27 protein-coding genes and 4 pseudogenes are annotated in these 25,400 nt (G+C 73.3%); 24 read left to right on the forward strand and 7 right to left on the reverse strand.

Annotated features, from left to right (window positions below; genetic code table 11):
- Window position 1: 1 nt before the first annotated feature.
- From ACGFRB_RS07855 to ACGFRB_RS07890, 8 genes and pseudogenes are all read left to right on the forward strand, one after another.
- On the forward strand, window positions 2-166 hold the full coding sequence (locus ACGFRB_RS07855) for a hypothetical protein (RefSeq protein WP_361228473.1): 165 nt from the start codon (window positions 2-4) through the stop codon (window positions 164-166).
- Window positions 163-807, forward strand: coding sequence for an imidazole glycerol phosphate synthase subunit HisH (gene hisH / locus ACGFRB_RS07860; RefSeq protein ID WP_363011670.1), 645 nt, complete (start codon window positions 163-165; stop codon window positions 805-807). Before ACGFRB_RS07855 ends, hisH begins: the two co-directional genes overlap by 4 nt.
- A complete protein-coding gene (gene priA, locus ACGFRB_RS07865; protein WP_363011672.1) occupies window positions 804-1,547 on the forward strand; it encodes a bifunctional 1-(5-phosphoribosyl)-5-((5-phosphoribosylamino)methylideneamino)imidazole-4-carboxamide isomerase/phosphoribosylanthranilate isomerase PriA in 744 nt (247 codons plus the stop codon). Before hisH ends, priA begins: the two co-directional genes overlap by 4 nt.
- Window positions 1,544-1,939, forward strand: a pseudogene (locus ACGFRB_RS07870) (RidA family protein); the annotation flags it as partial. The gene priA and the pseudogene ACGFRB_RS07870, both read left to right, overlap by 4 nt.
- A 95-nt stretch (window positions 1,940-2,034) precedes the next feature.
- The gene (hisF, locus tag ACGFRB_RS07875) at window positions 2,035-2,790 is read left to right on the forward strand and encodes an imidazole glycerol phosphate synthase subunit HisF (RefSeq protein ID WP_393240359.1); all 756 of its coding nucleotides are present in this window, start codon (window positions 2,035-2,037) and stop codon (window positions 2,788-2,790) included.
- 158 nt (window positions 2,791-2,948) lie between these two features.
- On the forward strand, window positions 2,949-3,542 hold the full coding sequence (locus ACGFRB_RS07880; protein WP_393240361.1) for a helix-turn-helix domain-containing protein: 594 nt from the start codon (window positions 2,949-2,951) through the stop codon (window positions 3,540-3,542).
- A gap of 17 nt (window positions 3,543-3,559) precedes the next feature.
- Complete coding sequence (locus tag ACGFRB_RS07885) at window positions 3,560-4,846, forward strand: MFS transporter (protein ID WP_393240364.1); 1,287 nt, start codon at window positions 3,560-3,562, stop codon at window positions 4,844-4,846.
- 56 nt (window positions 4,847-4,902) lie between these two features.
- Window positions 4,903-5,049: a hypothetical protein gene (locus ACGFRB_RS07890; RefSeq protein WP_393240367.1), complete on the forward strand. Its 147-nt coding sequence runs from the start codon at window positions 4,903-4,905 to the stop codon at window positions 5,047-5,049.
- Window positions 5,050-5,233: 184 nt separating this feature from the next.
- Here ACGFRB_RS07890 and ACGFRB_RS07895 read toward each other — a convergent pair whose 3' ends face one another.
- Window positions 5,234-5,875 carry a TIGR03085 family metal-binding protein gene (locus ACGFRB_RS07895; protein WP_363011685.1) on the reverse strand — a complete coding sequence of 214 codons (642 nt, stop codon included), beginning with the start codon at window positions 5,873-5,875 and terminating at the stop codon, window positions 5,234-5,236.
- Window positions 5,876-5,958: 83 nt separating this feature from the next.
- On the opposite strand from ACGFRB_RS07895, the gene hisI reads away from it, so the two are divergent.
- From hisI to ACGFRB_RS07970, 15 genes and pseudogenes are all read left to right on the forward strand, one after another.
- Window positions 5,959-6,417 (forward strand): phosphoribosyl-AMP cyclohydrolase, encoded by a 459-nt coding sequence (gene hisI, locus ACGFRB_RS07900; protein WP_393240371.1) that lies wholly within the window; start codon window positions 5,959-5,961, stop codon window positions 6,415-6,417.
- An 11-nt stretch (window positions 6,418-6,428) separates the two neighbouring features.
- Window positions 6,429-7,919, forward strand: a complete 1,491-nt coding sequence (locus tag ACGFRB_RS07905; protein ID WP_393240373.1) for an anthranilate synthase component I — start codon at window positions 6,429-6,431, stop codon at window positions 7,917-7,919.
- Window positions 7,920-8,051: 132 nt separating this feature from the next.
- A complete protein-coding gene (locus tag ACGFRB_RS07910; protein ID WP_393240376.1) occupies window positions 8,052-8,714 on the forward strand; it encodes a TIGR02234 family membrane protein in 663 nt (220 codons plus the stop codon).
- A 93-nt stretch (window positions 8,715-8,807) separates the two neighbouring features.
- Window positions 8,808-9,338: an SMI1/KNR4 family protein gene (locus tag ACGFRB_RS07915; protein WP_393240379.1), complete on the forward strand. Its 531-nt coding sequence runs from the start codon at window positions 8,808-8,810 to the stop codon at window positions 9,336-9,338.
- Window positions 9,339-9,513: 175 nt separating this feature from the next.
- A complete protein-coding gene (locus ACGFRB_RS07920; RefSeq protein ID WP_363011695.1) occupies window positions 9,514-9,768 on the forward strand; it encodes an HGxxPAAW family protein in 255 nt (84 codons plus the stop codon).
- Window positions 9,769-9,982: 214 nt separating this feature from the next.
- On the forward strand, window positions 9,983-10,450 hold the full coding sequence (locus ACGFRB_RS07925; RefSeq protein WP_393240609.1) for a DUF2752 domain-containing protein: 468 nt from the start codon (window positions 9,983-9,985) through the stop codon (window positions 10,448-10,450).
- Window positions 10,451-10,586: 136 nt separating this feature from the next.
- The gene (trpC, locus tag ACGFRB_RS07930; RefSeq protein WP_363011697.1) at window positions 10,587-11,396 is read left to right on the forward strand and encodes an indole-3-glycerol phosphate synthase TrpC; all 810 of its coding nucleotides are present in this window, start codon (window positions 10,587-10,589) and stop codon (window positions 11,394-11,396) included.
- 6 nt (window positions 11,397-11,402) lie between these two features.
- Window positions 11,403-11,651, forward strand: a complete 249-nt coding sequence (gene trpM / locus ACGFRB_RS07935; protein WP_363011699.1) for a tryptophan biosynthesis modulator TrpM — start codon at window positions 11,403-11,405, stop codon at window positions 11,649-11,651.
- 432 nt (window positions 11,652-12,083) lie between these two features.
- On the forward strand, window positions 12,084-13,367 hold the full coding sequence (trpB, locus tag ACGFRB_RS07940) for a tryptophan synthase subunit beta (protein ID WP_393240612.1): 1,284 nt from the start codon (window positions 12,084-12,086) through the stop codon (window positions 13,365-13,367).
- Entirely contained in the window at window positions 13,364-14,182 is an 819-nt protein-coding gene (gene trpA, locus ACGFRB_RS07945; RefSeq protein WP_363011701.1) for a tryptophan synthase subunit alpha, read from the forward strand. The genes trpB and trpA overlap by 4 nt, the downstream gene beginning before the upstream one ends.
- 84 nt (window positions 14,183-14,266) lie before the next feature.
- A complete protein-coding gene (locus tag ACGFRB_RS07950; RefSeq protein ID WP_363011703.1) occupies window positions 14,267-15,097 on the forward strand; it encodes a thioredoxin domain-containing protein in 831 nt (276 codons plus the stop codon).
- A gap of 120 nt (window positions 15,098-15,217) precedes the next feature.
- Window positions 15,218-16,258: a prolipoprotein diacylglyceryl transferase gene (lgt, locus tag ACGFRB_RS07955; protein WP_393240384.1), complete on the forward strand. Its 1,041-nt coding sequence runs from the start codon at window positions 15,218-15,220 to the stop codon at window positions 16,256-16,258.
- A gap of 193 nt (window positions 16,259-16,451) precedes the next feature.
- The gene (locus ACGFRB_RS07960) at window positions 16,452-17,060 is read left to right on the forward strand and encodes a class I SAM-dependent methyltransferase (RefSeq protein ID WP_393240386.1); all 609 of its coding nucleotides are present in this window, start codon (window positions 16,452-16,454) and stop codon (window positions 17,058-17,060) included.
- Window positions 17,061-17,109: 49 nt separating this feature from the next.
- A complete protein-coding gene (locus tag ACGFRB_RS07965; RefSeq protein WP_393240388.1) occupies window positions 17,110-17,781 on the forward strand; it encodes an HAD-IA family hydrolase in 672 nt (223 codons plus the stop codon).
- Between the two features lie 22 nt (window positions 17,782-17,803).
- A pseudogene (locus ACGFRB_RS07970) lies at window positions 17,804-18,052 on the forward strand (transposase family protein); the annotation flags it as partial.
- Here ACGFRB_RS07970 and ACGFRB_RS07975 read toward each other — a convergent pair.
- From ACGFRB_RS07975 to ACGFRB_RS07995, 5 genes and pseudogenes are all read right to left on the reverse strand, one after another.
- A complete protein-coding gene (locus ACGFRB_RS07975; RefSeq protein WP_393240390.1) occupies window positions 18,051-19,157 on the reverse strand; it encodes a ribokinase in 1,107 nt (368 codons plus the stop codon). The pseudogene ACGFRB_RS07970 and the gene ACGFRB_RS07975 overlap by 2 nt on opposite strands.
- A pseudogene (locus ACGFRB_RS07980) lies at window positions 19,154-19,276 on the reverse strand (ADP-ribosylglycohydrolase family protein); the annotation flags it as partial. The gene ACGFRB_RS07975 and the pseudogene ACGFRB_RS07980, both read right to left, overlap by 4 nt.
- Before the next feature lie 202 nt (window positions 19,277-19,478).
- Window positions 19,479-20,630, reverse strand: coding sequence for an ADP-ribosylglycohydrolase family protein (locus tag ACGFRB_RS07985; RefSeq protein WP_393240393.1), 1,152 nt, complete (start codon window positions 20,628-20,630; stop codon window positions 19,479-19,481).
- Window positions 20,611-22,018, reverse strand: a pseudogene (locus ACGFRB_RS07990) (ADP-ribosylglycohydrolase family protein). Before ACGFRB_RS07990 ends, ACGFRB_RS07985 begins: the two are co-directional and overlap by 20 nt.
- A gap of 69 nt (window positions 22,019-22,087) precedes the next feature.
- A complete protein-coding gene (locus ACGFRB_RS07995; protein WP_393240396.1) occupies window positions 22,088-23,185 on the reverse strand; it encodes an ADP-ribosylglycohydrolase family protein in 1,098 nt (365 codons plus the stop codon).
- A 321-nt stretch (window positions 23,186-23,506) separates the two neighbouring features.
- Between ACGFRB_RS07995 and ACGFRB_RS08000 the strand changes: the two genes are divergently transcribed.
- Window positions 23,507-24,235 (forward strand): VIT1/CCC1 transporter family protein, encoded by a 729-nt coding sequence (locus ACGFRB_RS08000; protein ID WP_363011719.1) that lies wholly within the window; start codon window positions 23,507-23,509, stop codon window positions 24,233-24,235.
- Window positions 24,236-24,310: 75 nt separating this feature from the next.
- On the opposite strand, the gene ACGFRB_RS08005 is transcribed toward ACGFRB_RS08000, so the two are convergent.
- Window positions 24,311-24,886: a GNAT family N-acetyltransferase gene (locus tag ACGFRB_RS08005; protein ID WP_393240398.1), complete on the reverse strand. Its 576-nt coding sequence runs from the start codon at window positions 24,884-24,886 to the stop codon at window positions 24,311-24,313.
- Between the last annotated feature and the right edge of the window lie 514 nt (window positions 24,887-25,400).

The raw sequence follows: 25,400 nt of genomic DNA on the forward strand, positions 1-25,400 counted from the left end.
CGTGAACGGCCTGTCCACCATCCTCATCGTCGTCGGGCTCTTCCTGCTCGGCGGCGTGTACTCCTTCGTCAAGCAGAAACAGTCGAAGAGCGTCATCACCGTCCTCGCGCTGAGCTCCGCCCTGAGCCTCGCGGCCGGCCTCCTGCGACTGGATCTGTGGTCATGAGCGCGCCGTCCAAGAAGGTCGTCGTCTTCGACTACGGCTTCGGTAACGTCCGCTCCGCCGAGCGTGCCCTCGCCCGGGTCGGCGCCGACGTCGAGATCACCCGCGACTACGACAAGGCCATGAACGCCGACGGACTCCTGGTCCCCGGCGTCGGTGCCTTCTCCGCCTGCATGGAGGGCCTCAAGGCGGCCCGCGGCGACTGGGTCGTCGGACGCCGGCTGTCCGGCGGCCGGCCCGTCATGGGCATCTGTGTCGGCATGCAGATCCTCTTCGAGCGGGGCATCGAGCACGGCGTCGAGACCGAGGGGCTCGACGAGTGGCCCGGCACGGTCGGCCCGCTCGACGCGCCCGTCGTCCCCCACATGGGTTGGAACACGGTCGACGCGCCCGCCGGCAGCGAGCTCTTCGCCGGTCTGGACGCCGACACCCGGTACTACTTCGTGCACTCCTACGCGGTGCGCGAGTGGACCCTGGAGACCGTCAACCCGAATATGCGCGCCCCCAAGGTCACCTGGGCCACCCACGGCGAGCCGTTCGTCGCCGCGGTCGAGAACGGCGCCCTGTGGGCGACCCAGTTCCACCCCGAGAAGTCCGGCGACGCCGGCGCCCAGCTCCTCACCAACTGGATCGGAACCCTGTGACTGTCCCGCCGAGCGGCACGCTCGAACTCCTCCCCGCCGTCGACGTCCGCGACGGCCAGGCGGTCCGCCTCGTGCACGGCGAGTCCGGCAGCGAGACCTCCTACGGCTCCCCGCTCCAGGCGGCCCTCGCCTGGCAGCGCGCCGGCGCCGAGTGGCTGCACCTGGTCGACTTGGACGCCGCCTTCGGCACCGGCGACAACCGCGCCCTGGTCCGCGAGGTCACCGAAGCGATGGACATCAAGGTCGAGCTGTCGGGCGGTATCCGCGACGACGCCACGCTCGCCGCCGCCCTCGCCACCGGCTGCACCCGCGTCAACCTCGGCACCGCCGCCCTGGAGACCCCCGAGTGGGTCGCCAAGGTCATCGCCGAGCACGGCGACAAGATCGCCGTCGGTCTGGACGTCCGCGGCACCACCCTGCGCGGCCGGGGCTGGACCCGCGACGGCGGCGACCTGTACGAGACGCTGGCCCGTCTCGACTCCGAGGGCTGCGCCCGCTACGTCGTCACCGACATCGCCAAGGACGGCACGCTCCAGGGCCCCAACCTGGAACTGCTGCGCAACGTCTGCGCCGCCACCGACAAGCCCGTCGTCGCCTCCGGCGGCGTCTCCTCGCTGGACGACCTGCGTGCCCTGGCCGGGCTCGTCCCCGAGGGCGTCGAGGGCGCGATCGTCGGCAAGGCTCTGTACGCGAAGGCATTCACCCTGGAAGCGGCCCTGGAGGCGGTGGCCGCCGGATGAGCGAGGACCGCGCCAAGCCGCGCAAGGTGGTGACCGGCGCCCCCTGGGAGGAGCAGTTCGGCTACTCCCGCGCCGTGGAACTGCCGAACGGCACCGTCCTGGTGGCCGGCTGCACGTCCGTCGTGGACGGCGCCGTCGTCGAGGGCGGCCCGTACGAGCAGGCCGTCAACTCCTTCGCCGTGGCCTTCGACGCCCTGAAGCAGCTGGACCTCGGCCCCGAGCACGTGGTGCGGACCCGGATGTACGTCACCCACGCGCGCGACGTGGACGAGGTCGGCCGGGCCCACAAGGAGCTGTTCGACGCCATCCGGCCCGCCGCGACGATGGTGATCGTCTCCGGCTTCGTCGACCCGCGCCTGGTCGTGGAGATCGAGGTCGAGGCGTACCGCTCCGAGCCCGCCGCCGAGCCCACCGTCGTGCCCGCTGCCGTGCCCGCTGACGAGCCGGCCTCCGTGTCCGCCGCCGAGACCGCCGAGGGAGGTGCGGCGTGAGCCTCGCCGTACGCGTGATCCCCTGCCTGGACGTGGACAACGGCCGCGTCGTCAAGGGCGTCAACTTCCAGAACCTGCGCGACGCGGGCGACCCCGTCGAGATGGCCAAGCTGTACGACGCCGAGGGCGCCGACGAGCTGACCTTCCTCGACATCACCGCCTCGTCCGGCAACCGGGAGACCACCTACGACGTGGTGCGCCGCACCGCCGAGCAGGTCTTCATCCCGCTGACGGTGGGCGGCGGTGTCCGCTCCGCCGACGACGTGGACAAGCTGCTGCGCGCCGGGGCCGACAAGGTGGGCGTGAACACGGCCGCCATCGCCCGCCCCGACCTGATACGCGAGATCGCCGAGCGCTTCGGCCGCCAGGTCCTCGTCCTGTCGGTGGACGCCCGCCGTACGGCCTCCGGCTCCTTCGAGGTGACGACGCACGGCGGCCGCCAGGGCACCGGCATCGACGCCGTCGAGTGGGCGCACCGGGCCGCCGAGCTGGGCGCGGGAGAGATCCTGCTCAACTCGATGGACGCGGACGGCACCAAGGACGGCTACGACACCGAGATGATCCGGGCCGTTCGTCGGCACGTGACCGTCCCGGTCATCGCCTCCGGCGGCGCCGGCGAGCTGGCGCACTTCCCGCCGGCCATCGAGGCGGGCGCGGACGCGGTCCTCGCGGCCTCCGTCTTCCACTTCGGCGATCTGCGGATCGGCGAGGTGAAGGAGACGCTGCGGGAGGCGGGCCACCCGGTCCGCTGAGCCGGCTTCGGCGAGGCATATGCCTGAATGAGTGTCATGAAGGGCCCCCGCGGGGGCCCTTCGTTATGTGCCGGCGCCGGGCCGGTCCGCCGATTTACGCAGGATCAGTTGCGCAATTTCTCTTGCGCAAGTTTTCTTTCGTATCTACGATCATGCGCATGACCTCGCCCTCGCAGGAGAACCGCCGGATCACCGACCTCGGCACCCTCAAGGCCGTCTCGCACCCGCTGCGGATGCGCCTCTACCGCGCCCTCTTCGTCGCCCGCACCGCGACCGCCTCGCAGCTCGCCGAACAGGTCGACGAGGCCGTCTCGCTTGTCAGCTACCACCTGCGCAAACTCGCCGACCACGGCCTCATCGAGGAGGCCGATCCGCAGTCGGCGGACGGCCGCGAGCGCTGGTGGCAGCCCAGCTCGTACGGGGTGTCCGTACGCGACGAGGACGTCCGCAACTCGCCCGAGCTGGTCGCCGCGAGCGACGCGTTCGGGCGCGTCGTCAACGAGCAGCGCGCCGCGCTCCACCGCCGCTTCCTCGACGAGCGCCTCAGCTGGTCCGAGGAGTGGCGCTCCGCCTCCGTCAGCTCCGAGTGGCTGCCCCTGCTGACCGCCGCCGAACTCGCCGCGCTCGGCGAGGAGCTGGACGCCGTCGTCCACAAGTACGACCAGAAGGCCCGCGCCGCCGAGGCGGCCGGCGACACCGAGGGCCGCGAGAAGGTCGCCGTCCACCTCTACGGCTTCCCGTACCGGGGCTGAGACCAATGACCGCGACCATGCCCGAGACCACCGCCACCGCTCCTGACGAAGCCGGTGCGGCCGTCACCCGCCCCGCCCACCGCAACCCCCAGGTCCTCCGCTGGCTGGGCGCGTACACCGCCTCCACCCTCGGCGACAGCGTGTACTACCTCGCCCTGTCCTGGGCCGCCGTCAGCAGCGGCAGCCCCGCCCAGGCGGGACTCGTCGTGACCGTCTCCGCTGTCCCCCGCGCCCTGCTCATGCTCGTCGGGGGAGTGGTCGCGGACCGGCTCGGCCCGCTCCGCGTCGTGATCGTCTCGGACGCGGTCCGCTGCCTGTCCACCCTCGGCCTCGCCGCCGTTCTCTTCCTCGCCTCGCCCGGCCTGTGGGTGCTCGCGGCCGTCGGCCTGGTCTTCGGCACCGTCGACGCCCTGTTCCTGCCGGCCGTGGGCGCCCTGCCGCCCCGGATCGCGGAGCGCGACCAGCTCGCCCGGGTCCAGGGCATGCGCGGGATCTCGTACCGGATGGGCTCCGTCCTCGGCTCCCCGCTGGGCGGCCTCGCGGTCGCCACCGGCGGCTCGAAGACCGCCTTCGCCGTCGCCGGTGTGCTCTTCGCGCTGTCCCTGCCCCTGCTGTGCGCGCTCAAGCTCCGCCCGCTGCCGGGCGGGGAGAGGCCCGGCGAGGAGCCGAAGAAGGCGGGCGCCCCACGGGGCGGCACCGCCCTGCGCGACCTCACCGGCGGCCTGCGCTACCTGCGCGGCCACCGTGTCCTCGGGCCGCTGATGATCGTCATCCTCCTCGCCGACCTCGGCTTCGTGGGCCCGCTCAACATCGGCCTCGCGATCCTGTCCGACCAGCGCGGCTGGGGCGCCGCCGGCATCGGCTGGGTCCTCTTCGGCTTCGGTGCGGGCGCGGGCACCGCCTCGCTGCTCCTCACCGTGCGCGGCCGGGTCCCGCGCGCGGGAGCCGTCATGGGCTGGAGCATGGTCCTCGGAGCGGTCGCGATCGGCGCTCTGGCCTTCGTGCCCCAGCTGTACGCCGCCGCGCTCGTCGCCCTCTCGATCGGCCTGCTCGCCGGACTCAACGGAGTCCTGTGCGGCTCCCTCGTCCAGACCGAGGCGGACCCCGCCTTCCTGGGCCGGGTCAGCGCCGTCTCCAGCCTGGGCAGCCTCGGCATCGCCCCGCTCAGCTTCCCGCTCACCGGCGCGGCCATCGGCCTGTGGGGCCCCGGCCCGGTCTTCGTGGCCAGCGCCTCGGTCTGCGTCGTCTCGGGCGCGCTCGCCCTGCTGATACCGGCCCTGCGCCGGGCCGAACTGCCGAAGTAGGGCGGGGCGGCGAGGCGTGTGCCCGGCACAGGTGGGCGCGGTGCCACACTCCCAGCATGACGACCCCGGAAGAGACCGCGCGGCGGCAGAACGAGCGGGATGACCTGGACGAGCTGATCGCCGAGTTCGAGAAGGTCAACGGGCCCGTCGATCCCGAGGCGGTGGCCGCCAAGCGGGCCCGGCTCACCGGCCAGGCGACATGACGGGCCCCGCCCGGATCGCCTAGGGGCTGTCCGGCGGATCTTGGTCGGGGCCGTAACGCCTGACACGGCATCTGGCTGCGTTGCCGAAATGCCTGAATAGCTCCGCTATTAAGACACTCCGGCGCCTTGCCATCTACCGCACCAGACGCCCCGGCCTATCCGACCCTGATCCGCCGGACAGCCCCTAGATCCCCAGCTGCTTGGATCCGCTCACCCGCTCCACGGCCTCCGGCTCCCCGTCCAGGTCCACCTTCGCCACGTCCTGCCGTCCGAACAGGAACATCATCAGCTCGCCCGGCTCCCCGGCGACCGTCACCACCGGGGTGCCGCGGTGCGCCACCACCGTCTGGCCATTCGGGCGCCGCAGCACGAGCCCGACCGGCGCCTTCCGGCCGAGCAGCCGCGCCGACTTCTCCAGGCGGGACCACAGCGTGTCCGCGAAGACCGGGTCCAGATCGCGCGGCGACCAGTCCGGCTGGGCCCGCCGTACGTCCTCGGCGTGGACGAAGAACTCGACGACGTTCGCGCCCTCGTCCACCTGCTTGATGGTGAACGGGGACATTCGCGGGGGACCCGTTCGGATGAGCTGGATCAGTTCGTCGTACGGCTTCCCGGTGAATTCGGCCTGCACCCGGTCGAGCCGCGATTTCAGTGCCGGGACCGGCACGACCGCGCCCGCCGCCGCGTCGGGGCGGCGCTCCCGCACCACCACGTGCGCCGCGAGGTCGCGGGTCAGCCAGCCCTCGCAGAGGGTCGGGGCGTCCGGGCCCGCGGCCTCCAACAGGTCGGCGAGCAGAAGCCGTTCACGCTTGGCATGGGTCGACATGTCCGCCACCCTACGGCCGCCGCCACCGGTCCGCCCAGTGGACGCCCCAGCGGTCCCGGTCCGCGCGGCGGCACAATGGCGCCATGAGCAGCACGCCCCGGACCCCCAGCGACCTCGACCCGGCCATCGCCGCCCGCCTCAAGCGCAGCGCCGACGGACTGGTCCCCGCCATCGCCCAGCAGTACGACACCGGCGAGGTGCTCATGCTCGGCTGGATGGACGACGAGGCGCTGCACCTCACCCTCACCACCGGCCGCTGCACCTACTGGTCGCGCAGCCGCGAGGAGTACTGGGTCAAGGGCGACACCTCCGGGCACGTCCAGCACGTGAAGTCCGTCGCCCTCGACTGCGACGCCGACACCCTCCTCGTCAAGGTCGACCAGGTCGGCGCCGCCTGTCACACCGGCACCCGGACCTGCTTCGACACCGACGTCCTGCTCGCGGCCCCCGTGGACGGATCCGCGAAGCCGGCTGAACCGGCCGATCCTGCCGAGCCGTCCGATCCGGCTGATCCGGCCGGGCGCTCCGACGCGGCCGAGTAGGGTCGAACGCCATGGATCTCGAGACCTTCCGAGGGCTGGCCGCGGACCGCCGCGTCATCCCCGTCAGCCGCCGGCTCCTCGCGGACGGCGACACCCCGGTCGGGCTGTACCGCAAGCTCGCCGGCGAGCGCCCCGGCACCTTCCTCCTCGAATCCGCGGAGAACGGCCGCAGCTGGTCGCGCTACTCCTTCATCGGCGTCCGCAGCGACGCCACCCTGACGGTGAAGGACGGCGCGGCGCACTGGCTCGGCACCCCGCCGGTCGGCGTTCCCACCGGCGGTGATCCGCTCGACGCCCTGCGCGCCACCGTCGAGACCCTGCACACCCCGCGCGACCTCACCGCGGGCATGCCCCCGTTCACCGGCGGCATGGTCGGCTACCTCGGCTACGACATCGTCCGCCGCCTGGAGCGCATCGGCGAGCACGGCACCGACGACCTCGAACTGCCCGAGCTGACCCTGCTGCTCACCAGCGATCTCGCCGTCCTCGACCACTGGGACGGCACGGTGCTGCTGATCGCCAACGCGATCAACCACAACGACCTGGCGACCGGTGTCGACGAGGCGTACGCGGACGCCGTGGCCCGGCTCGACGCGATGGAGGCCGATCTGGCCCGCCCGCTCGCCGGGGCGCCCGTCGCGCTGCCGGACTCCGAGCTGCCCGCCTTCTCGGCCCGCTGGGGCGGCCCCGCGTACCAGGAGGCCGTCGAGGACATCAAGGAGCGCATCCGGGCGGGTGAGGCGTTCCAGGTGGTGCCCTCGCAGCGGTTCGAGACCCCGTGCGAGGCCTCCGCGCTCGACGTCTACCGGGTGCTGCGGGCCACCAACCCGTCCCCGTACATGTACCTGTTCCGCTTCGAGAACGGCTTCGACGTCGTCGGCTCCTCGCCCGAGGCCCTGGTCAAGGTCGAGGACGGCCGGGCGATGATCCACCCCATCGCCGGCACCCGGCACCGCGGGGCGACCCCGCAGGAGGATCACGACCTCGCCGAGGAGCTGCTCGCCGACCCCAAGGAGCGCGCCGAGCACCTGATGCTCGTCGACCTGGGCCGCAACGACCTCGGCCGGGTCTGCGCCCCCGGCTCCGTCGAGGTGGTCGACTTCATGTCGGTCGAGCGCTACTCGCACGTCATGCACATCGTCTCCACCGTCACCGGCCGGGTCGCCGAGGGGAAGACCGCCTTCGACGTGCTCACCGCGTGCTTCCCGGCGGGCACCCTCTCCGGCGCGCCCAAGCCGCGCGCGATGCAGATCATCGAGGAGCTGGAGCCGTCCCGGCGCGGGCTGTACGGCGGGTGCGTCGGCTATCTCGACTTCGCCGGCGACTCCGACACCGCCATCGCCATCCGTACGGCGCTGCTGCGGGACGGGACCGCGTATGTGCAGGCGGGCGCGGGGGTCGTCGCCGACTCCGACCCGGCCGCCGAGGACACGGAGTGCCGCAACAAGGCGGCGGCGGTGCTGCGCGCCGTCCATACGGCCAACCGGATGACGGGGAAATGATCGTCAGCGGATGGTCACTTGATCCGTTCATCGATCCGTCCACCGGCCATCCATGGCTCCGTCCATCGGTCGTCCATCGAAACGGACACAAGCGGATAACCGGATGAACGGATCCTGGGACCGTAGGGGATAGTGGGGTACGTGAGTGCCGTACCCGTACCCCAGCCCCGCGCCGCCCGCCCCGGCGCCGCCTCGTCCGGTGCCCGCCGCAGCCTGGCCGCCGCCCTGCTGCTCGGCGCGCTCGGATCCACCGTCGTCCTGCTCTCCGCCGGTCAGATCTGGGCCCAGGGCACGGCGGCCGTCGGCGGCGGCACCGTCCCGGTCGAGGCCGACGGCGGCACGGTCACCGGTGTGCCGACCGCCCTCGCGGTGGTCGGCCTCGCCGCGCTCGTCGCCGTCTTCGCCGTCCGCCGCACCGGCCGCGCGCTGGTGTCCGGGCTGCTCGCGCTGAGCGGCGCGGGCGCCGCGGCCGCCGCCGTCCTCGGCGCCGGCGACAGCTCCGCGCTCGACGCGGAGGCCGCCCGTATCAGCGGCAACACGGCCGCCGCCGTCGACGGCCTCAGCCACACCGCCTGGCCGTACGTCACCGCCGGCGGCGCCCTGCTCATCCTGATCGCCGGACTCTTCGCGCTGCGCTTCGGCAAGTCGTGGCCCGCCATGGGCGGCCGCTACGAGCGCTCCGGCGCCCCCCGCCCGGCCCGCCGCGCCACGGCCGCCGCCACCACCGACCCCGACCGCCCCGAGGACCTCTGGAAGGCCCTGGACCGAGGCGAGGACCCGACGCACGGCGGCTGAACGGGACCGGCCACCGGTCGCCGGCCGGCGGCGGCCCTCGCGTGGGCGCAGGCGCGGACATCGGCTGTCGGACGTGATCACTACGCTTCCGGCGTGACGACACCTCCCGACGACCGGACGTTCCCGGCCGCGCTCGCCGCTGCCCTCGCCGCCCCCTTCGCGTACGACGACGGCCTGGGCATCGATTTCGAACCCTTCCCGGCCTTCCTGAGCGCCGAGGACACCACCGACTGGTTCCGGGCCTGGACCGGCAACCGGGAGCTGGACGGCGACGCCTTCCGCGTCCTCGGCCAGGACGGCACGGGCGGCTACGCGGCTCTCTGGCTGATCCGCCCCGGCGCGCCCCTCACCGACCAGCCCGTCGTCTTCCTCGGATCCGAGGGCGAGACCGGTGTCGTGGCCCGCTGCCTCGGCGACTTCCTCTGGGTGCTCGCGGGCGGCTTCGGCCCCCGCGAGGCGGCCACCGAGCACGAGCCCCACTGGATCCCGCGGCCCGACGCGGCGCGCGCCGCCGTCGCTCGGAGGTTCGCCCCGGAGCGGGAGGCCGCGGCCGAGGCGCTGATCGCGGCGGCGGCCCGGGAGTTCCCGGACTTCGACGACGCGCTGATGGCACTCTGCCGCTGACCCGCCGGACCCGGACGGCCCCCGGCCGGGAGCCGCCGGAGACGACCCCGCGCCACCCGCCGGACCCCGTTCCGCCGCGACGCGTGATCGCCCGGAGCCCCCCGAGTCACCACCGCGCGGTCATGTGCGGAAGAATGAGGCGTCAGCACCGAGCACCACCAAAGAGGAGCAACTCATGTCGGGCAGCGCCCACGGACACACCCCGGCCGCCTGGGCCGGTGTCATCATCGCCTTCATCGGTTTCTGCGTCGGCGGAGTCTTCATGGTCGGCGCCAACGTGGTCGGCTTCTGGGCCGGTATCGGCCTGATGGTCCTCGGTGCCATCGTCGGCGGCGTGATGAAGATGGTCGGCATGGGTACGCCGAAGCCCACCGCTGCCGTCCAGGCCGCCCGCGACACCGCCACCGCGAGCATCCGGGCCCGCGCCTGACGCTCCCGGCGGCCTTGCCGCTCACCTCGGAGGCGCAGTACGGAACAACCGTGCTGCGCCCTCGTGCGTCAGGAGCGACAATCACCCGGTGGACCCGAACCCGACGGCGGCGGCCGTGACCGAGCCCCAGCCCCAGAGCTCCGGGGGGACGCCCCCCGACCCGTACGCACCGGCATATGCCGACCCGTACACCCCGGTCCCGGCATATGCCCCGATGCACCCGTCTCCATCACCGGCAGCGGCCCCGTTCTCGTCCCTGCCGCTGTACGCCCCGCAGCCCCCGCCGCCGCTCACCCGGCGGCTGCTCACCCCGGTCGGCACCCTGGCCGCCGTCGTGGCCGCCTTCGCGTACGTCGGCACCGTCGACCCCAACGAGCCCGGCCACTACCCGGTCTGCCCCCTGCTGCGCCTCACCGGCCTGTACTGCCCCGGCTGCGGCGGGCTGCGCAGCGCCCACGCCTTCGCCCACGGCGACCTCGCCGCGGCCTTCGGCTCCAACGCCCTCGCCGTCATCGGCTACGGCATTTTCGCCGCCGTCATGGTCCTGTGGCTGGTCCGCGCCATCCGGGGCATCCCGATGCGGGTGACGCTCTCCCCGGTCTGGTGGTGGGGGATCGGTGCCGTCCTGACCGCGTTCACGCTGGTCCGGAACCTGCCGTTCGGTGCCGCGCTGGCCCCCTGACCTGCGCGGCCGGCACCCCGCGGGAGTCCCAGCACGTGGGACGGCGCCCCTTCGATGCGGATCCGGGGCGCACCTGCGGATACCATCGACCTTGGCTGTATCCAGACCGTCACCGTCCCGGAAGGGGGCTCCTCGCGTGAGTGTGCTCGACGAGATCATCGAAGGCGTCCGCGCCGACCTCGCGGAGCGGCAGGCGCGGGTCTCCCTCGACGAGCTCAAGGAGCGCGCCGCGAGAGCGCCGCAGGCCAAGGACGGCGTCGCCGCGCTGAGCGGTGACGGAGTCAAGGTCATCTGCGAGGTGAAGCGCTCCAGCCCGTCGAAGGGCGCGCTCGCCGCGATCGCCGACCCGGCCGGCCTCGCCGCCGACTACGAGGCGGGTGGCGCCGCCGTCATCTCCGTCCTCACCGAGCAGCGCCGCTTCGGCGGCTCGCTCGCCGACCTGGAGGCCGTCCGGGCCCGGGTCGACATCCCGATCCTGCGCAAGGACTTCATCGTCAGCGCCTACCAGCTCTGGGAGGCCCGGGCGTACGGCGCGGACCTCGCGCTGCTGATCGTCGCCGCCCTGGAGCAGGAGGCCCTGGTCTCCCTCATCGAGCGCGCCGAGTCCATCGGGCTGACCCCGCTGGTCGAGGCCCATGACGAGGAAGAGGCCGAGCGGGCCGTCGCCGCCGGCGCCCGGATCGTCGGCGTCAACGCGCGCAACCTGAAGACCCTCAAGGTCGACCGCTCCACCTTCGAGCGCGTGGCCCCCGAGATCCCGGACCGCATCGTCAAGGTCGCCGAGTCCGGCGTCCGAGGCCCGCACGACCTGATCGCGTACGCCAACGCCGGCGCCGACGCGGTCCTGGTCGGCGAGTCCCTGGTCACCGGCCGCGACCCCAAGGTGGCCGTGGCCGACCTGGTCGCCGCCGGCGCCCACCCGGCCCTGCGGCACGGGCGGAGCTGACCCGACATGTCCCGCCGCCTTCTCCGAAGCGACGCGCAGGGGTGCGTCCCGGGCCGTGATGCCCGGGGCGCCGCCGGTGCGCGCGCGGACGAGGGCGACCGGCGGCACGCCCCGCTGGCCCGGGGCTGCCGCCCGCGCGGCTGCCGCGCCCCCGCGCGCCGGGTCCACGGCCGCCGGGTGCGGTACGTGATAGGCGACGAGCCGGGCCAGGTCAACGGCATGCGATGGCGCGCGTCCACCGCGCGCGACTCCTGACACTTCCCGGTCACCACCGGGCCCTCGCGCGAGGTTTCCGGCCCGCACGCACGGGACGCCGTACCCGAAAACGGTGCCGCCCCGCCCGTGCGCCTTGCCGCACCCTCGCGGCCGGGGGCCGGAACGCCCCGCCGGGGTGCCTCGCCGGTGTGCCCTGTCCTTCGGGAAAGCCCTTCGAGTCCGTCCTTCGGGACCGTCCCTCGGGAAAGCCCTTCGAGGCCGTCCCGAGGTCACCTCGCAGGCCGCCCCGAGGGCCGGTGCGAAGCCCGCCGAGCGCCCGCCGCCCGTTCCGCGTACACGGAACGGCGCGAGCCGGTGCCACCAGGTGCGGAACGTGTCAGAGCATGCGCATAACGTGACCATCGTCCAGACGTCACCGGGGCCCCGCCCCGCGAGGAGCGCATCCGCATGTCCAGCATGTCGTCCACCGACCTGACCAGCGACTTCTTCATCCCCGACCCGGAGGGGTCGGTCCCCACCCCCGAGGGTTACTTCGGCGCCTACGGCGGCAAGTTCATCCCCGAGGCCCTCGTCGCCGCCGTCGACGAGGTCGCCGTCGAGTACGACAAGGCCAAGAACGACCCCGAGTTCGCCCGTGAGCTCGGCGAGCTGATGGTGCACTACACCGGCCGTCCCAGCGCCCTCACCGAGGTCCCGCGCTTCGCCGAGCACGCCGGCGGCGCCCGGGTCTTCCTCAAGCGCGAGGACCTCAACCACACCGGCTCGCACAAGATCAACAACGTGCTCGGCCAGGCCCTGCTCACCAAGCGCATGGGCAAGACCCGGGTCATCGCCGAGACCGGCGCCGGCCAGCACGGCGTCGCCACCGCCACCGCCTGCGCCCTCTTCGGTCTCGACTGCACCATCTACATGGGCGAGATCGACACCCAGCGCCAGGCCCTCAACGTCGCCCGGATGCGTATGCTCGGCGCCGAGGTCGTCGCCGTGAAGTCCGGCAGCCGCACCCTCAAGGACGCCATCAACGAGGCGTTTCGCGACTGGGTCGCCAACGTCGACCGCACCCACTACCTCTTCGGTACGGTCGCGGGCCCGCACCCCTTCCCGGCCATGGTGCGCGACTTCCACCGGGTCATCGGCGTCGAGGCCCGCCGCCAGCTCCTGGAGCAGGCCGGCCGGCTGCCCGACGCGGCCGTCGCCTGCGTCGGCGGCGGCTCCAACGCCATCGGCCTCTTCCACGCCTTCATCCCGGACGCCTCCGTCCGGCTGATCGGCTGCGAACCGGCCGGCCACGGCCTCGCGACCGGCGAGCACGCCGCCACCCTCACCGCCGGCGAGCCCGGCATCCTGCACGGCTCGCGCTCCTACGTCCTGCAGGACGAGGAGGGCCAGATCACCGAGCCGTACTCGATCTCCGCCGGCCTCGACTACCCGGGCATCGGCCCCGAGCACGCGTACCTCAAGGACAGCGGGCGCGGCGAGTACCGGGCCGTCACCGACGACGCCGCCATGCGGGCGCTGCGCCTGCTGTCGCGTACGGAGGGCATCATCCCGGCCATCGAGTCGGCGCACGCCCTCGCCGGGGCCCTGGAGATCGGCAAGGAGCTGGGCAAGGACGGGCTCCTCGTCGTCAACCTCTCCGGACGCGGCGACAAGGACATGGACACCGCGGCCCGCTACTTCGGGCTGTACGACACCGACGCCGAGGTGGCCGCCGACGCGACCGCCACCGCCGAGATCGCGGGGGACGCCAAGTGACCGGGAACATCCAGCTGCTCGGCGACACGCTCGCCGCCGCCAAGGCCGAGAACCGGGCCGCGCTCATCGCGTACCTCCCGGCCGGCTTCCCGACCGTCGACGGCGGCATCGCCGCCATCAAGGCCGTCTTCGACGGCGGCGCCGACGTCGTCGAGGTCGGTCTGCCGCACAGCGACCCCGTTCTCGACGGGCCGGTGATCCAGACCGCCGACGACATCGCCCTGCGCGGCGGCGTGAAGATCGCCGACGTGATGCGCACGGTCAAGGAGGCGCACGAGGCCACCGGCAAGCCGGTCCTCGTGATGACCTACTGGAACCCCATCGACCGCTACGGCGTCGAGCGCTTCACCGAGGAACTCGCCGCGGCCGGCGGCGCCGGCTGCATCCTGCCGGACCTGCCGGTCCAGGAGTCCGCCCTGTGGCGGGCGCACGCCGACAAGCGCGGTCTCGCGACCGTCTTCGTCGTCGCCCCCAGCAGCAAGGACGAGCGCCTCGCCACCATCACCGCGGCCGGCTCGGGCTTCGTCTACGCCGCCTCCCTGATGGGCGTCACGGGCACCCGCGAGTCGGTGGGCGAGCAGGCCGCCGACCTGGTGAGCCGTACCCGCACCGCCGGCGACCTGCCGGTCTGCGTCGGTCTCGGCGTCTCCAACGCGGCCCAGGCCGCCGAGGTCGCCCGGTTCGCCGACGGGGTCATCGTCGGCTCCGCCTTCGTCAAGCGCATGCTCGACGCCGACGGCGACGAGACCGCCGCGCTCGGCGCCGTGCGGGAACTGGCGGCCGAACTCGCCGCGGGCGTCCGCCGCACCGCGTAACACCTGCGGCGTTCCCGTCACACGTACGGGTGGAATACGGACCGGGGAGGCGTGCGCGCGCCTCCCCGGTTCGTTGCTGAGGGCGTGAGCGAGAAGAACCGAGACGGAATGCGGAGCGCGCGCGAGCGCCTCAAGCAGCAGCGCGAGCAGGACAAGACCCGGGAGAAGCGGCGGCGCGTCCTCATCGTGTCGGCCGCGGTCGTCGGCGTCCTCGGCCTGGCCGGGGTGGTCGGCGTGATCGCCGCCGCGGGCGGCGGCGGGGACAGCTCCGACAAGGCGGGCCCGATCGTCCCGCCCGCCGGGGCCACCGCCGGCGACAAGCCCGCCATCCCGCAGGGCCGGCCGGACGCCCCGTCCACGCTCGCGGTCTGGGAGGACTTCCGCTGCCCCGCGTGCGCCCAGTTCGAGAGCATCATGCGGACCAGCGTCCACCAGCTGATGGCGTCCGGCGCGCTCAAGGTCGACTACCACCTCGCCACCCTCATCGACGGCAACCTCGGCGGCACCGGCTCCCTGCGCGCCGCCAACGCCGCCGCCTGCGCGCAGGACGCCGGCAAGTTCACCGCGTACCACGACGTGCTCTACAGCAACCAGCCGCCGGAGACCAACGACGCGTTCGCGAAGAACGAGAAGCTGATCGAACTGGCCGCGAAGGTGCCCGGGCTCGACACCCCGGCCTTCCGTGCCTGTGTCGAGGACGGCACCCACGACAGCTGGGTCAAGACCTCGCACGCCGCGTTCAAGAAGAGCGAGTTCCGCGGCACGCCGTCCGTGCTGCTCAACGGGAAGCCGGTCTTCCCGCAGAAGGACGGCGTGCAGATCTCCCCGGAGAACCTGAAGAAGTGGGTCGCCGAGGCCAACAAGGGCAAGAAGGCGGGCACGGCGTCGCCGGCCCCGGGTTCCCCGGAGCACTGACCGCCGCCGTTTCCGGCCGGGCGGGCCCCCGCCCCCGGCCGGGAACCGGGGCGTAGTTACGGAGAAATTGCCGGGCGGGCTGCCCTGAGGCCCGTCCGGCAAGGTAGCGTCGGGGTTGCCATGGACCTTGCCTACATTCCCAGCCCGTCGACCGGTGTGATCCACCTCGGACCGATCCCGCTGCGCGCCTATGCCTTCTGCATCATTCTCGGTGTCTTCGTCGCCGTCTGGCTCGGCAACAAGCGCTGGGTCGCCCGGGGCGGCACCGCCGGCACCGTGGCCGACATCGCCGTCTGGGCGGTGCCCTTCGGCCTCGTCGGCGGTCGCCTCTACCACGTGATCACGGATTACCAGCTGTACTTCAGCGAGGGTAAGAACTGGGTCGACGCCTTCAAGATCTGGCAGGGCGGCCTGGGCATCTGGGGCGCCATCGCGCTCGGTGCCGTCGGCGCCTGGATCGGCTGTCGCCGGCGCGGCATCCCGCTCCCGACGTACGCGGACGCCATCGCGCCCGGCATCGCCCTCGCCCAGGGCATCGGCCGCTGGGGCAACTGGTTCAACCAGGAGCTGTACGGCAAGCCCACCAAGCTGCCGTGGGCGCTGGAGATCAGCGACGCTCCGAACCGCGTGGCCGGGCTCTACCACCCGACCTTCCTGTACGAGTTCCTGTGGGACATCCTCGTCGCGCTGTTCGTGATCTGGGCCGGCCGCCGCTTCGCGATGGGCCACGGCCGCACCTTCGCGCTCTACGTCGCCGCGTACTGTGTCGGCCGCACCTGGACCGAGTACCTGCGCATCGACGAGGCGCACCACATCCTGGGCCTCCGGCTGAACGTGTGGACCGCGCTCATCATCGGCCTGCTGGCCGTCGTCTACATCGTGATCTCGGCGAAGCTGCGCCCGGGCCAGGAAGAGGTCGTGGAGCCGCGGAAGGCGGCTGCGGAGGCGGCCGAGGGCGGCGGGGACGCGGAGCCGACGGACGCCGAGCCGAAGGGCTCGAAGGACCCTGAGGCCGCGAAGGCCGGGGCCGGGAAGTCCGGCGACGAGTTCCCGGCGACCAAGGCCAACGACAAGGCCGGGGCGGACGCGGAGACCAAGGCCGAGGCGGAGACCGAAGCCGAGGACAAGGACGAGGTCAAGGACGGCGCGGGCAAGCGCTGAGACCGCACGTACGCCCCGTACGCGTACGGACACCGACGACGGAGGGCCGTCGGGACCACGGGTCCCGGCGGCCCTCCGCCCATCCATGGGTCTTCGAGAAGGGACGGATGACCGATGCTCGCGCCACCGCATGGGACACCTATGCGCGGAGCAAGCCCCAGCGGCGAACGGCCAACACCAAGGGCGAGACCACATGGTTCGACTGGACCCAGTACCGGACCACGGCCCCGGCGCGGAGGTGCTCGGGCTCGCCCCGGGGGACCGCGTGCTCGATCTCGGGTGCGGGGCGGGAGGGAACAGCGCGCATCCCGCCACGCTCGGGATGACGTCCGTCGGGATCGACCTTTCCGCCGGGCAGCTCGGCAAGGCGCGCGAGCGGTGGGCCGGCGTGGGCGGGATGGAACTCCACCAGGCCGACGCCCTCATCCACCTCGCGGACACGTCCATGGTCTTCGACGCCGTCTACAGCGTGTTCGGTGCCATGTGGTTCACCGACCCGGGTCTGCTGCTGCCGGCCGTTCACGCGAAGCTCAGGCCGGGCGGCGTGCTCGCCTTCTCTCAGCGCCCTCCGGTGGAGGGGTGTTACGGCTGCCAGGCGTCGTACATCCCCCGAGGCCCGGATGAGGACCCCGTCGTCGTCAAGCGGTGGGACTACGAGCCCGACACGTGGGCGCTGATTCTCGGCGAACACGGCTTCACGGACGTGTCCGTCTCCGTGCTCGCCGCGCCTCCGGGAAACCGCCGCACGGGCACCCTGCTCGTCCGGGGCGTCCGGGGCGGTCAGGCCGTTTCCCCCGCCTAAGGTTTGTCCCGCTAACTGCCTGCTCAGTGCCCGATGGCATGATCGATGCGTGATCAGCGAACCCGGCCGTCCCGGCGCCATGCGGTATGTCCTGTTTGATGTAGATGGCACGTTGATCGACGCCGTGGACAACCAGCGCCTGGTCTGGCACACGTGGGCAGAGCGGTACGGACTGGACCCTGATGAGGTCTACCGAGTGGCGCTGCAGACGAGGCCGATGGAGACGTTCGCGCGGATTGCCCCCGATCAGGATCCCCAGGAGTGCCTGGCCGCACTGCATAAGCTGGAGGACGAGGACGTTCGAGACGGTTCATATGCGGCCTTCGACGGCGCCGTTGAACTGCTGAATGCCTTGGAGGGCGGGGCGTGGGCGCTCGTGACCTCGAACTACGAGCACCGGGTACGCGGACGTTTCGCGCGGACAGGATTGCCGGTCCCGAAGGTCGTCGTGGATGCGGCCGCCGTGGCGGAGGGTAAGCCGTCGCCGGTGCCGTATCTGCAGGCGGCCGCACAACTCGGCGCCAAGCCGGAGGACTGCCTGGTCATCGAGGATGCCCCCTCTGGGGTGCAGTCCGGACTGCGTGCCGGGATGACGGTGTGGGGCGTCAACACCCCTGTGGCAGTCGATGGCGTGCATCGTCACTTCGGCAGTCTGCGGGAAGCGGTCCGGGACATCCTTGCCTTCTCATCCGGGGTCCATCCCGACCGGCTGGAGGCTTGAGCCGCAATGGAATGATTTTGCTGTGGCTGGTGTGGTCACGGCGTCGAAGCCGTCTTGGATAGCCCCGTTCACCGGGCTGAGCCCGCACTGCTTCGGCAAGTTGATGACTGTCGTGCGACGCAAGGACCCGGACGAGCCGCGGCGCGGACGGCCCTGGAGCCTGCCGCTGGAAGGCCGGGTGCTGCTGGTCGCGGCCTACTGGCGCCCGAATTTGTCGCTGCGTCAACTCGCCCCGCTCTTCGGCGTCTCGAAGTCCGCCGCCGACCGGATCACTCGCGGGCCTGGTCGCGGGCCGGGGCGAGGGCCGCCTCGGTCTCGGTGCGGTACGGAATCGACGGGGACGCGCCCTCGCGCTGGACGGAGAGAGCGGCGGCGGCCGACGCCCAGGCCAGCGCCTCCGGCACGGGCCGCCCCTCGGCGAGTGCCACGGCCAGGGTGCCCACGAAGGTGTCACCGGCGGCGGTGGTGTCCACGGCGGCCACCCGGGGCGCGGGCACGGCGACCGGTTCCCGGCCGCGCGCGGCGTACAGACAGCCGGACTCGCCGAGGGTGATCACGACCTCGGGCACGTCGGCGAGGAGCGCCCGGGCGGCGGCGCGCGGGTCGGTGAAGCCGGTGAGCGCGGTGGCCTCGTGCTGATTGGGCACCAGCAGATCGGTGACGGAGAGGAGTTCGGGCGGCAGTGGACGGGTGGGCGCGGGTGCGGGGGTGAGGACGACGCGTACCTCGTGCGCGCGGGCGATCCGGGCGGCCTCGGTGACGGCGGGAAGGGGGAGTTCGAGCTGGAGCAGCAGGATGTCGGCGGTGGCGATCAGCGCTTCGTCGCCGTGGCCGAGGGAGATGACGGTGCCGTTGGCGCCGGGGACGACGACGGTCGCGTTGCCGCCCTCGTCGTCGGCGACGATGTGCGCGGTGCCGGACGGGTCTTCGACGGTACGCAGCAGATCGGTGTCGACGCCGCCGTGGTCGAGCGCGGCGCGCAGCCGGGTGCCGAGACCGTCGGCGCCGACCGCTCCGATCAGCGCGACCTCGGCGCCCGCGCGGGCGGCGGCGACGGCCTGGTTGACGCCCTTTCCACCGGGCACGGTGTGAAAGGCGCGGCCGGTGACGGTCTCGCCCCGGGTGGGGGCCCGTTCGACACGGGTCACCAGGTCCATGGTCACGCTGCCGAGCACCACGATGCCGGCCGGGCGTCCGGGGATCGGGCGGCCGGGCCGGGCAGGCCCCGCAGGCCCGGTGCGTCCGGCAGCGGCGACAGGGGCGACGGGGGCGGTGGGGTCGACAGGGGTGAGAGGGCCCGCGGGCGCGGTGCGGTCGGCGGGGCCGGTGGGGCTGGTGTGCCCGGTGGGTTTCGAGGGGTCGGCGGAGCTGGTCATGGGCGTACTGCCTCCGAATGCGTCAGTGCGGCCGGCGTGTCGAAGCCGACGCCGTCGAAGGACGGCACCGAGGTCGACAGCCGGTTCTTGAGAGGGGCGGTCCAGCGGGCGGCCAGGGCACGGGCGTCGCGGCCGTCCTCGGCGGCCTGCCGCGGTTCGTGGCCGACCAGGTCCTCCGGCTGGACCAGGTGACCCGCGGCGGAGGACCGTCGGACAGCGCGGGAAGGCCGGACAGCGGAGGAGCGTCGGACATCGTGGGAAGACCGGCCGGCGCGGGAACGCCGGACGGCGGGGGAGGAGGGGCGGCGGGGACGGGCGAGGTCACCGGGCCGCGCCCGTCAGCCGCGCGTACGCGGCCTCGTGCGCGCGCCGCCGCTCGCCGTCCCGGGCGAACACCTCGCGCGCCACGGCCGCCAGCGTGACCGCCGGCGCGCGCAGATCGAGCCGGCTCGCCTCCGCCACCCGCTTCGCCCAGGCGGCGGGCACCGCCGCCGCGCCGTGCAGGGCGCCCGCGAGCGCGCCCGCCATGGTGGCGATCGAGTCGCAGTCCCGGCCGTAGTTGACCGCGCCGAGCACCGTACGCCGGTAGTCGCCGTCGCCGACGAGCAGCATGCCGAGGGCGATGGGCAGTTCCTCGATCGCGTGTGTACGAGAGGGACGGCGGGCGTCGAGCGAGGGGGAGCGGTAGTCGGGGCCGACCGAGTCGTACGGTGCGACCGCCCGCCGCAGTGGCCCCAGCGCGGACTCGAAGTCCCGGTATCCGTCGGCCACTTCGGCGACCGCCTCGATGGCGGCCCGGGTGCCGTCCTTGGCGAGGGCGAGCGCGGTGTCGACAACCGAGCGCGGGCCGGCGCCGGGAGCGCAGGCCGCGGCGACGGCCGCCGCGAACACCCCGGCGGCCTCCCGCCCGTACGAGGACTGGTGGGCGCCGGCGATGTCCACGGCCTCCGCGTAGGCGCCCGCCGGGTCGGCCGCGTTGACCAGTCCGACCGGAGCCATGTACATCGCCGCCCCGCAGTTGACGATGTTCCCGGTGCCGGCCTCGCGCGGGTCGGCGTGCCCGTAGTGCAGCCGGGTCACGATCCACTTCTCGGCCAGGAAGACCCGCTGCAGAGGCAGCGCCTCGGCCTCCAGTTCCGGGATCCACACGGTGCGGCCGATGAGTTCGGGCACCAGGTGCTCGGCGACCGCGTACGCGTCGAGGTGGTCGCGGACCTTCTCGTACACCCGGATCAGGGCGTGGGTCATCAGGGTGTCGTCGGTGACATGCCCATCGCCCTTGTGGTACGGCGCGAGGGGCCGGGCCGTGCGCCAGGCGTCGCCGCTCCAGGGGCCGACGATGCCGGTGACACGGCCGCCGTGGCGTTCCAGGATCTGTTCGGGGGTGTAGCCCTCGACGGGGCCGCCGAGGGCGTCGCCGACGGCGGCCCCGAGGACGCTGCCGGCGATCCGGTCATCCAGAAGCGGAGTCATGTCCGGATTGTCCACCTGGGGTGGCCGGTTCCCGGGCCATGGCCGCGAGCCGACCGGCGAGTTCCACCAGATCGGTGCCCGCGAGCCAGGGCAGCGCGCAGCCCGCGAGGATCCGGCACGCCTCCCGCCAGGTCGCCGGGATCGAACTCCCGCCGCCCAGCGCCCCGGTGAGCGCCCCGGCCAGCGCCGGGGCGGAGTCCGCGACCCGGGACAGACAGGCCGCGGCCGGCAGCGCCGAGGCGGCCTCGCCCCGCGCGGCCAGGGTCAGCGCCAGGGCGACCGGCACCGTCTCGGCCGCGGCGACGCCGTAGCTGTAGACGCGGTCCACGATCCGGTGTTCGAGAAGCGGGACGAGTTCGAAGGCCGTGGCGGCGGCGCGGGCCAGGCCGACCGCGTACCGGCCGTTGCGGCCGATCTCCGTACCGGGCGGCAGTTCGGCCAGCGCAGCGTCCACCGCCTCGTCCGGGCCGGCTCCGCCGAGCGCGGCGGCGACGGCCGCGGCCATCGCGCGGGCGCCGTGGACGCCGTCGCCGTCCTGGGTGTAGCGGGCGTCGAACTCGGCGAGCGCCGCCGCCGGGCCAGGATTGCCGGGGTGGGCGAGGGCGAGGACGGCGGCGCGCACGCAGGCGGCGTCGTCGAAGTAGTGCGGGTTGTCGTGCCCGGTCGCGGGCGGGCGCAGACCGGCCGCGAGATTGCCGAGCCCGGCCCGCACCGAGATCCGGGCACGCAGCGGGAGCACGGCCGATTCGACCTCGGGCGCCCGCTCCGCCGCCGCGGCCACCTGGACGGCGAGCGTGTTCCAGACGAGGTCGACGGCGGCCCGCCGCCGGAGTTCCGGAGCGAGGGCCAAGGCGGCCGGGCCGGGCCGGGCCAGCAGTGCCTCGGCGGTGAACGCCGCCCACTCGGCGTCGTCGGAGGGCCCGAGCGCGAGCGGCTCGGGCGGCTGGTTGAGGGCGAGGGGGGACGGGCAGGGTGGTCGTCGCGTTCTCGTCGGCGAAGGCGTCGAGTTCCCGGGTGAGCCGCCGCGTCCACTCCGGCAGCCGCGCCGCCCGGTGCCGCGCGGCGGGCCAGCCGGCGGCGTCCCCGGCGGCGATCCCGAGCAGCAGCCCCTCGATCCGGTCGCGGTACGGGGGCCCGGCCGCGGATGCCGCGTGGGAGGGGAGTGCGCCGGCGGACGCGGGGCCTTCGGATGTACGGTCGCGTTCCGGCGTACGGACACGTCCCGACGTACGGAAACCTCTTGGCGTACGGTCGCCCGACGCGGGGCCGCCTCCTGACGTACGGTCGCCTTCCGCCGTGCCCGTGCGAGCCGAGCCGCCTCCCACCCCCGCGACGCCGGACGCCGGGCCCGCGCCTATGCCCGTACCCGCACTCGTCCCTCTGCCCATGCCCACTCCCGCCTTCGTGTCCGCGCTCGCCCCCGGGTTCGGCGGGCCCGGGTGTCGTCAGGTCCGCGCTCATGCCGTGTTCCCCTCGCACTCCTCGTACTCTTCGCACCCCTCGTGGTTCTCGTGGTCCTCCGGGGTCAGCAGATCCGCGATGTCCAGGACGTGGTAGCCGCGCATCGCGGGGAGGCAGCTGCCCGCCACCGGAGGGATGGCGTCGGCCCACTCCCCGGGGATCGCGGAGGCGCCGCACCGCGCGCCCGCGAGCGCGCCGGCGACCGCCGCCGTGGTGTCGGCGTCGCGGCCCATGTTGACGGCGGTGAGCACCGCCGTACGGAAGTCGCCTCGGGCGGCGGCGAAGGCGCCGAAGGAGAGGGCGACGGCCTCGGGGGCGAGGTCGGTCCAGGGGTGGCCGCCGATCACGACGGCGGAACGGACTGCGCGTTCGCGTTCCGGCGGGTCGGTGCCGGCCCGCCCGGCGGCGACCACCGCGCGGCGGATCGAGCGCGCGGTCCAGGAGTCCATCGGGATTGCCGAGAGCGCCGCCGCGACGACCGAGGTGACCGATCCGCCGCCCATGGCCGCCGCGACCCCCGCCGCGACCGCCTGGCCGCCGTAGATGCCCTCGCCCTCGTGGCTGACGCTGCCGTCGACCGCGACCAGCCGCGCCGCCTCGGCGGGCCGGCCGGCCGCGAAGACGCCGAACGGCGCGGCGCGCATGGCGAGCCCGTCGCTCCAGGCGTGCCGGTGCTGCGCGGAGATCGGCGCGGCCAGTCCCCGGCGCAGGTTCTCCAGGGTGCCGCGCTCGGAGAATCCGGCGCCCCGGAACGGACGTTCGTCGAGGTCGGCGATCCAGCGGTGCCAGGCCCGTTCGACGTCGGCGACGGTCAGAGCGGAGCCGTGCCGGGCGAGCAGCAGCCCGGAGAAGACGGCGTACTCGGTGTCGTCCGTGCCCGCCGGACGGTCCGTCACGAAGCCCTCGATCCGGCCCCAGCGGCGGCGGATCTCCGAGGGGCGCAGATTCTCGGCGGGCGCGCCGAGCGCGTCGCCCACGGCGAGACCGAGCAGTGCCCCCCTCGCCCGGTCGCGCCGTCCGACCTCCCGGTCACCGTCGCCGTCACCGTCGCCGTCACAGTCGTGCTCGCGGGTCGTCGCCGTCCCACCGGCCATGTCGCTCCCCTTTCAGGGTCGTTACATCTTTTCCACCCGGTGGGCGGCCCCTCACCGAATCGGGACCGTGACGTGGATGACACGACGTCGGGGAACGGCTCCGGAAGCGGCTCCGGAAGCGGCGCCGCGCCGGGGGCCCGGGGCGCCCCGCGAGCAGGCTCGGGAGCAGGCCTAGAAGCAGGTGGGACGGCGGACGGAGGGGCAAGGTGAGCCTTAGTAAGTACGGCCTGCCTTGCTGGCACGCCCCTTACATTCAGCGTATGTTCGAGGCCATGGAGGGGGCGGACACGCCGAACCCCAGGGGAGACAAAGGGGACCCGCATGTCCATCATCGAGACCGCCGCGCCACTGCACGAGGCCCACCGCGACAACCACACCCACCGCGACGTGAACGGCGGCTGGCTGCGCCCCGCCGTCTTCGGCGCGATGGACGGACTCGTCTCCAATCTCGCGCTCATGACGGGTGTGGCGGGTGGTGCGGTCTCCTCGCAGACCATCGTCATCACCGGCCTCGCCGGCCTCGCCGCAGGTGCCTTCTCGATGGCAGCCGGCGAGTACACCTCGGTCGCCTCGCAGCGCGATCTCGTCCAGGCAGAACTCGACGTCGAGCGCCGCCAGTTGCGCAAGCATCCGGTCGACGAGATGGAGGAGCTGGCCGCGCTCTACGTCTCCCGGGGCGTCGAGCCCAAGCTCGCCCGCGAGGTCGCCCTGCAGCTGTCCCGGGACCCGGAGCAGGCACTGGAGATCCACGCGCGCGAGGAACTCGGCATCGACCCCGACGACCTGCCGTCGCCGCTGGTCGCCGCGGTGTCGTCCTTCGGTTCGTTCGCGCTGGGCGCGCTGCTGCCCCTGCTGCCGTATCTGCTCGGTGCCACCGTGCTCTGGCCGGCCCTGCTGCTCGCCCTGATCGGGCTCTTCGGCTGCGGCGCGCTCGTGGCCCGGGTGACCGCCCGCAGCTGGTGGTTCAGCGGAATCCGCCAGCTCGTCCTCGGCGGCGCCGCCGCGGCCGTCACCTACGGTCTCGGCATGCTCTTCGGAGCGGCGCTGTAGCGCCCGTCCGTTCCGCGCGAGAAGACCGCCGCTTCGTAAGGAAGCGGCGGTCTTCTGTCATATGCCCGACGCGGCCTATGCCCGTGAGGTGGGCGTCGGCCAGGTGTACTCCAGCTCGGGAAGCTCGAAGCCCTGCTCGAACACGCAGATCCGTTCGTCGGTACGGAGGGCGCCGTGCCGCTCGTAGAAGGCGATGGCGCGCGTATTGGCGCGCAGCACCTCCAGATAGACGGGCCGGCCCGGGTGTTCCCCGGCGGCCCAGGCGAAGACGTGCCGCAGCAGCCGGCCGCCGATCCCGGACCCGGTCCGGCCGGGGCTGGCGTGCAGATTGTCGAGCAGCAGACGGCCGTCGGGCCGGGGCAGCACATAGGCGAATCCGTCGAGCCGGGCGCCCCCACTGAGCCCATCGCCCCCATCGCCCTCACCGAGCCCATCCGCCCCATCCGGCCCGTCAGTGCTCTCCACCACGAACAGGGCCGCCCCCGGCTCCGGCGTGTCGAGCCGGCCGCGCCACAGCTCCAGCCGGTCCTCCAGGAGCGGGCCGCGCAGAAAGCCGTCCGGCATGATGCCCGCGTACGCCGTGCGCCAGCTCTCGGTATGCAGAGCCGCGACCCGCTCGGCGTCGTTCCGTGTCCCCGTTCTGATCTTCATGGCGCCCAGCCTCACCCCTCGCCGAGGACGATGTCACCCCCCGAGCCCGGTCCGGCCCCGATCCGCCGAACGAACCCATGGGCCGGACGGGTGACCGTCGCGAGGTCGCGCGCGGGCCCCGCGCGGGCTCGCCGTTCTGTCCGGATTCTGCCGGGGTTCCGTCCGGGACCACCCCTCCAAGATCCGCGCGTCTTACGCGTCGTCGCAGGTGGAGGCCATGGGGGTGCGTTGTGATCTATCTCCCTGAGCGGATCCGCCGATCGGGTGGGAGACTATGCGCAGCGCCCCATAACGAGCCGGTTACCCGGCGGTTTCGATTGCTCGACCACCGGGCATGAGGCGTAAGCGCCGCGGGCAAGGACGCCCGCCCTGCGACGGGTCGATGGAGACCCCACCGTCGAATCCGTCCCCCGGCGGGCATTTCAGCAAAAGCCCGCGAGAGCCGAACGAGAATCAGCGACACCCCCGCAGACGCCCCGGACATCCCGCGGGCGCCCTGACGGACCCCTGAGCA

This window comes from Streptomyces sp. NPDC048718, from assembly GCF_043198875.1.
Taxonomy (GTDB): Bacteria; Actinomycetota; Actinomycetes; order Streptomycetales; family Streptomycetaceae; genus Streptomyces.

Excerpts from the sequence above, each read along its gene's own strand:
- ACGFRB_RS07890 (WP_393240367.1), top strand. The coding sequence starts at position 4,903 with ATGACGACCCCGGAAGAGACCGCGCGGCGGCAGAACGAGCGGGATGAC.
- ACGFRB_RS07975 (WP_393240390.1), bottom strand. The coding sequence starts at position 19,157 with ATGACCAGCTCCGCCGACCCCTCGAAACCCACCGGGCACACCAGCCCC.
- ACGFRB_RS07920 (WP_363011695.1), top strand. The coding sequence starts at position 9,514 with ATGTCGGGCAGCGCCCACGGACACACCCCGGCCGCCTGGGCCGGTGTC.
- ACGFRB_RS07880 (WP_393240361.1), top strand. The coding sequence starts at position 2,949 with ATGACCTCGCCCTCGCAGGAGAACCGCCGGATCACCGACCTCGGCACC.
- ACGFRB_RS07895 (WP_363011685.1), bottom strand. The coding sequence starts at position 5,875 with ATGTCGACCCATGCCAAGCGTGAACGGCTTCTGCTCGCCGACCTGTTG.
- ACGFRB_RS07985 (WP_393240393.1), bottom strand. The coding sequence starts at position 20,630 with ATGACTCCGCTTCTGGATGACCGGATCGCCGGCAGCGTCCTCGGGGCC.
- ACGFRB_RS08005 (WP_393240398.1), bottom strand. The coding sequence starts at position 24,886 with ATGAAGATCAGAACGGGGACACGGAACGACGCCGAGCGGGTCGCGGCT.
- trpM (WP_363011699.1), top strand. The coding sequence starts at position 11,403 with ATGTCCCGCCGCCTTCTCCGAAGCGACGCGCAGGGGTGCGTCCCGGGC.
- ACGFRB_RS07905 (WP_393240373.1), top strand. The coding sequence starts at position 6,429 with ATGGATCTCGAGACCTTCCGAGGGCTGGCCGCGGACCGCCGCGTCATC.
- lgt (WP_393240384.1), top strand. The coding sequence starts at position 15,218 with ATGGACCTTGCCTACATTCCCAGCCCGTCGACCGGTGTGATCCACCTC.
- ACGFRB_RS07925 (WP_393240609.1), top strand. The coding sequence starts at position 9,983 with ATGCACCCGTCTCCATCACCGGCAGCGGCCCCGTTCTCGTCCCTGCCG.
- ACGFRB_RS08000 (WP_363011719.1), top strand. The coding sequence starts at position 23,507 with ATGTCCATCATCGAGACCGCCGCGCCACTGCACGAGGCCCACCGCGAC.
- hisH (WP_363011670.1), top strand. The coding sequence starts at position 163 with ATGAGCGCGCCGTCCAAGAAGGTCGTCGTCTTCGACTACGGCTTCGGT.
- hisI (WP_393240371.1), top strand. The coding sequence starts at position 5,959 with ATGAGCAGCACGCCCCGGACCCCCAGCGACCTCGACCCGGCCATCGCC.
- ACGFRB_RS07960 (WP_393240386.1), top strand. The coding sequence starts at position 16,452 with ATGGTTCGACTGGACCCAGTACCGGACCACGGCCCCGGCGCGGAGGTG.
- ACGFRB_RS07885 (WP_393240364.1), top strand. The coding sequence starts at position 3,560 with ATGCCCGAGACCACCGCCACCGCTCCTGACGAAGCCGGTGCGGCCGTC.
- ACGFRB_RS07995 (WP_393240396.1), bottom strand. The coding sequence starts at position 23,185 with ATGGCCGGTGGGACGGCGACGACCCGCGAGCACGACTGTGACGGCGAC.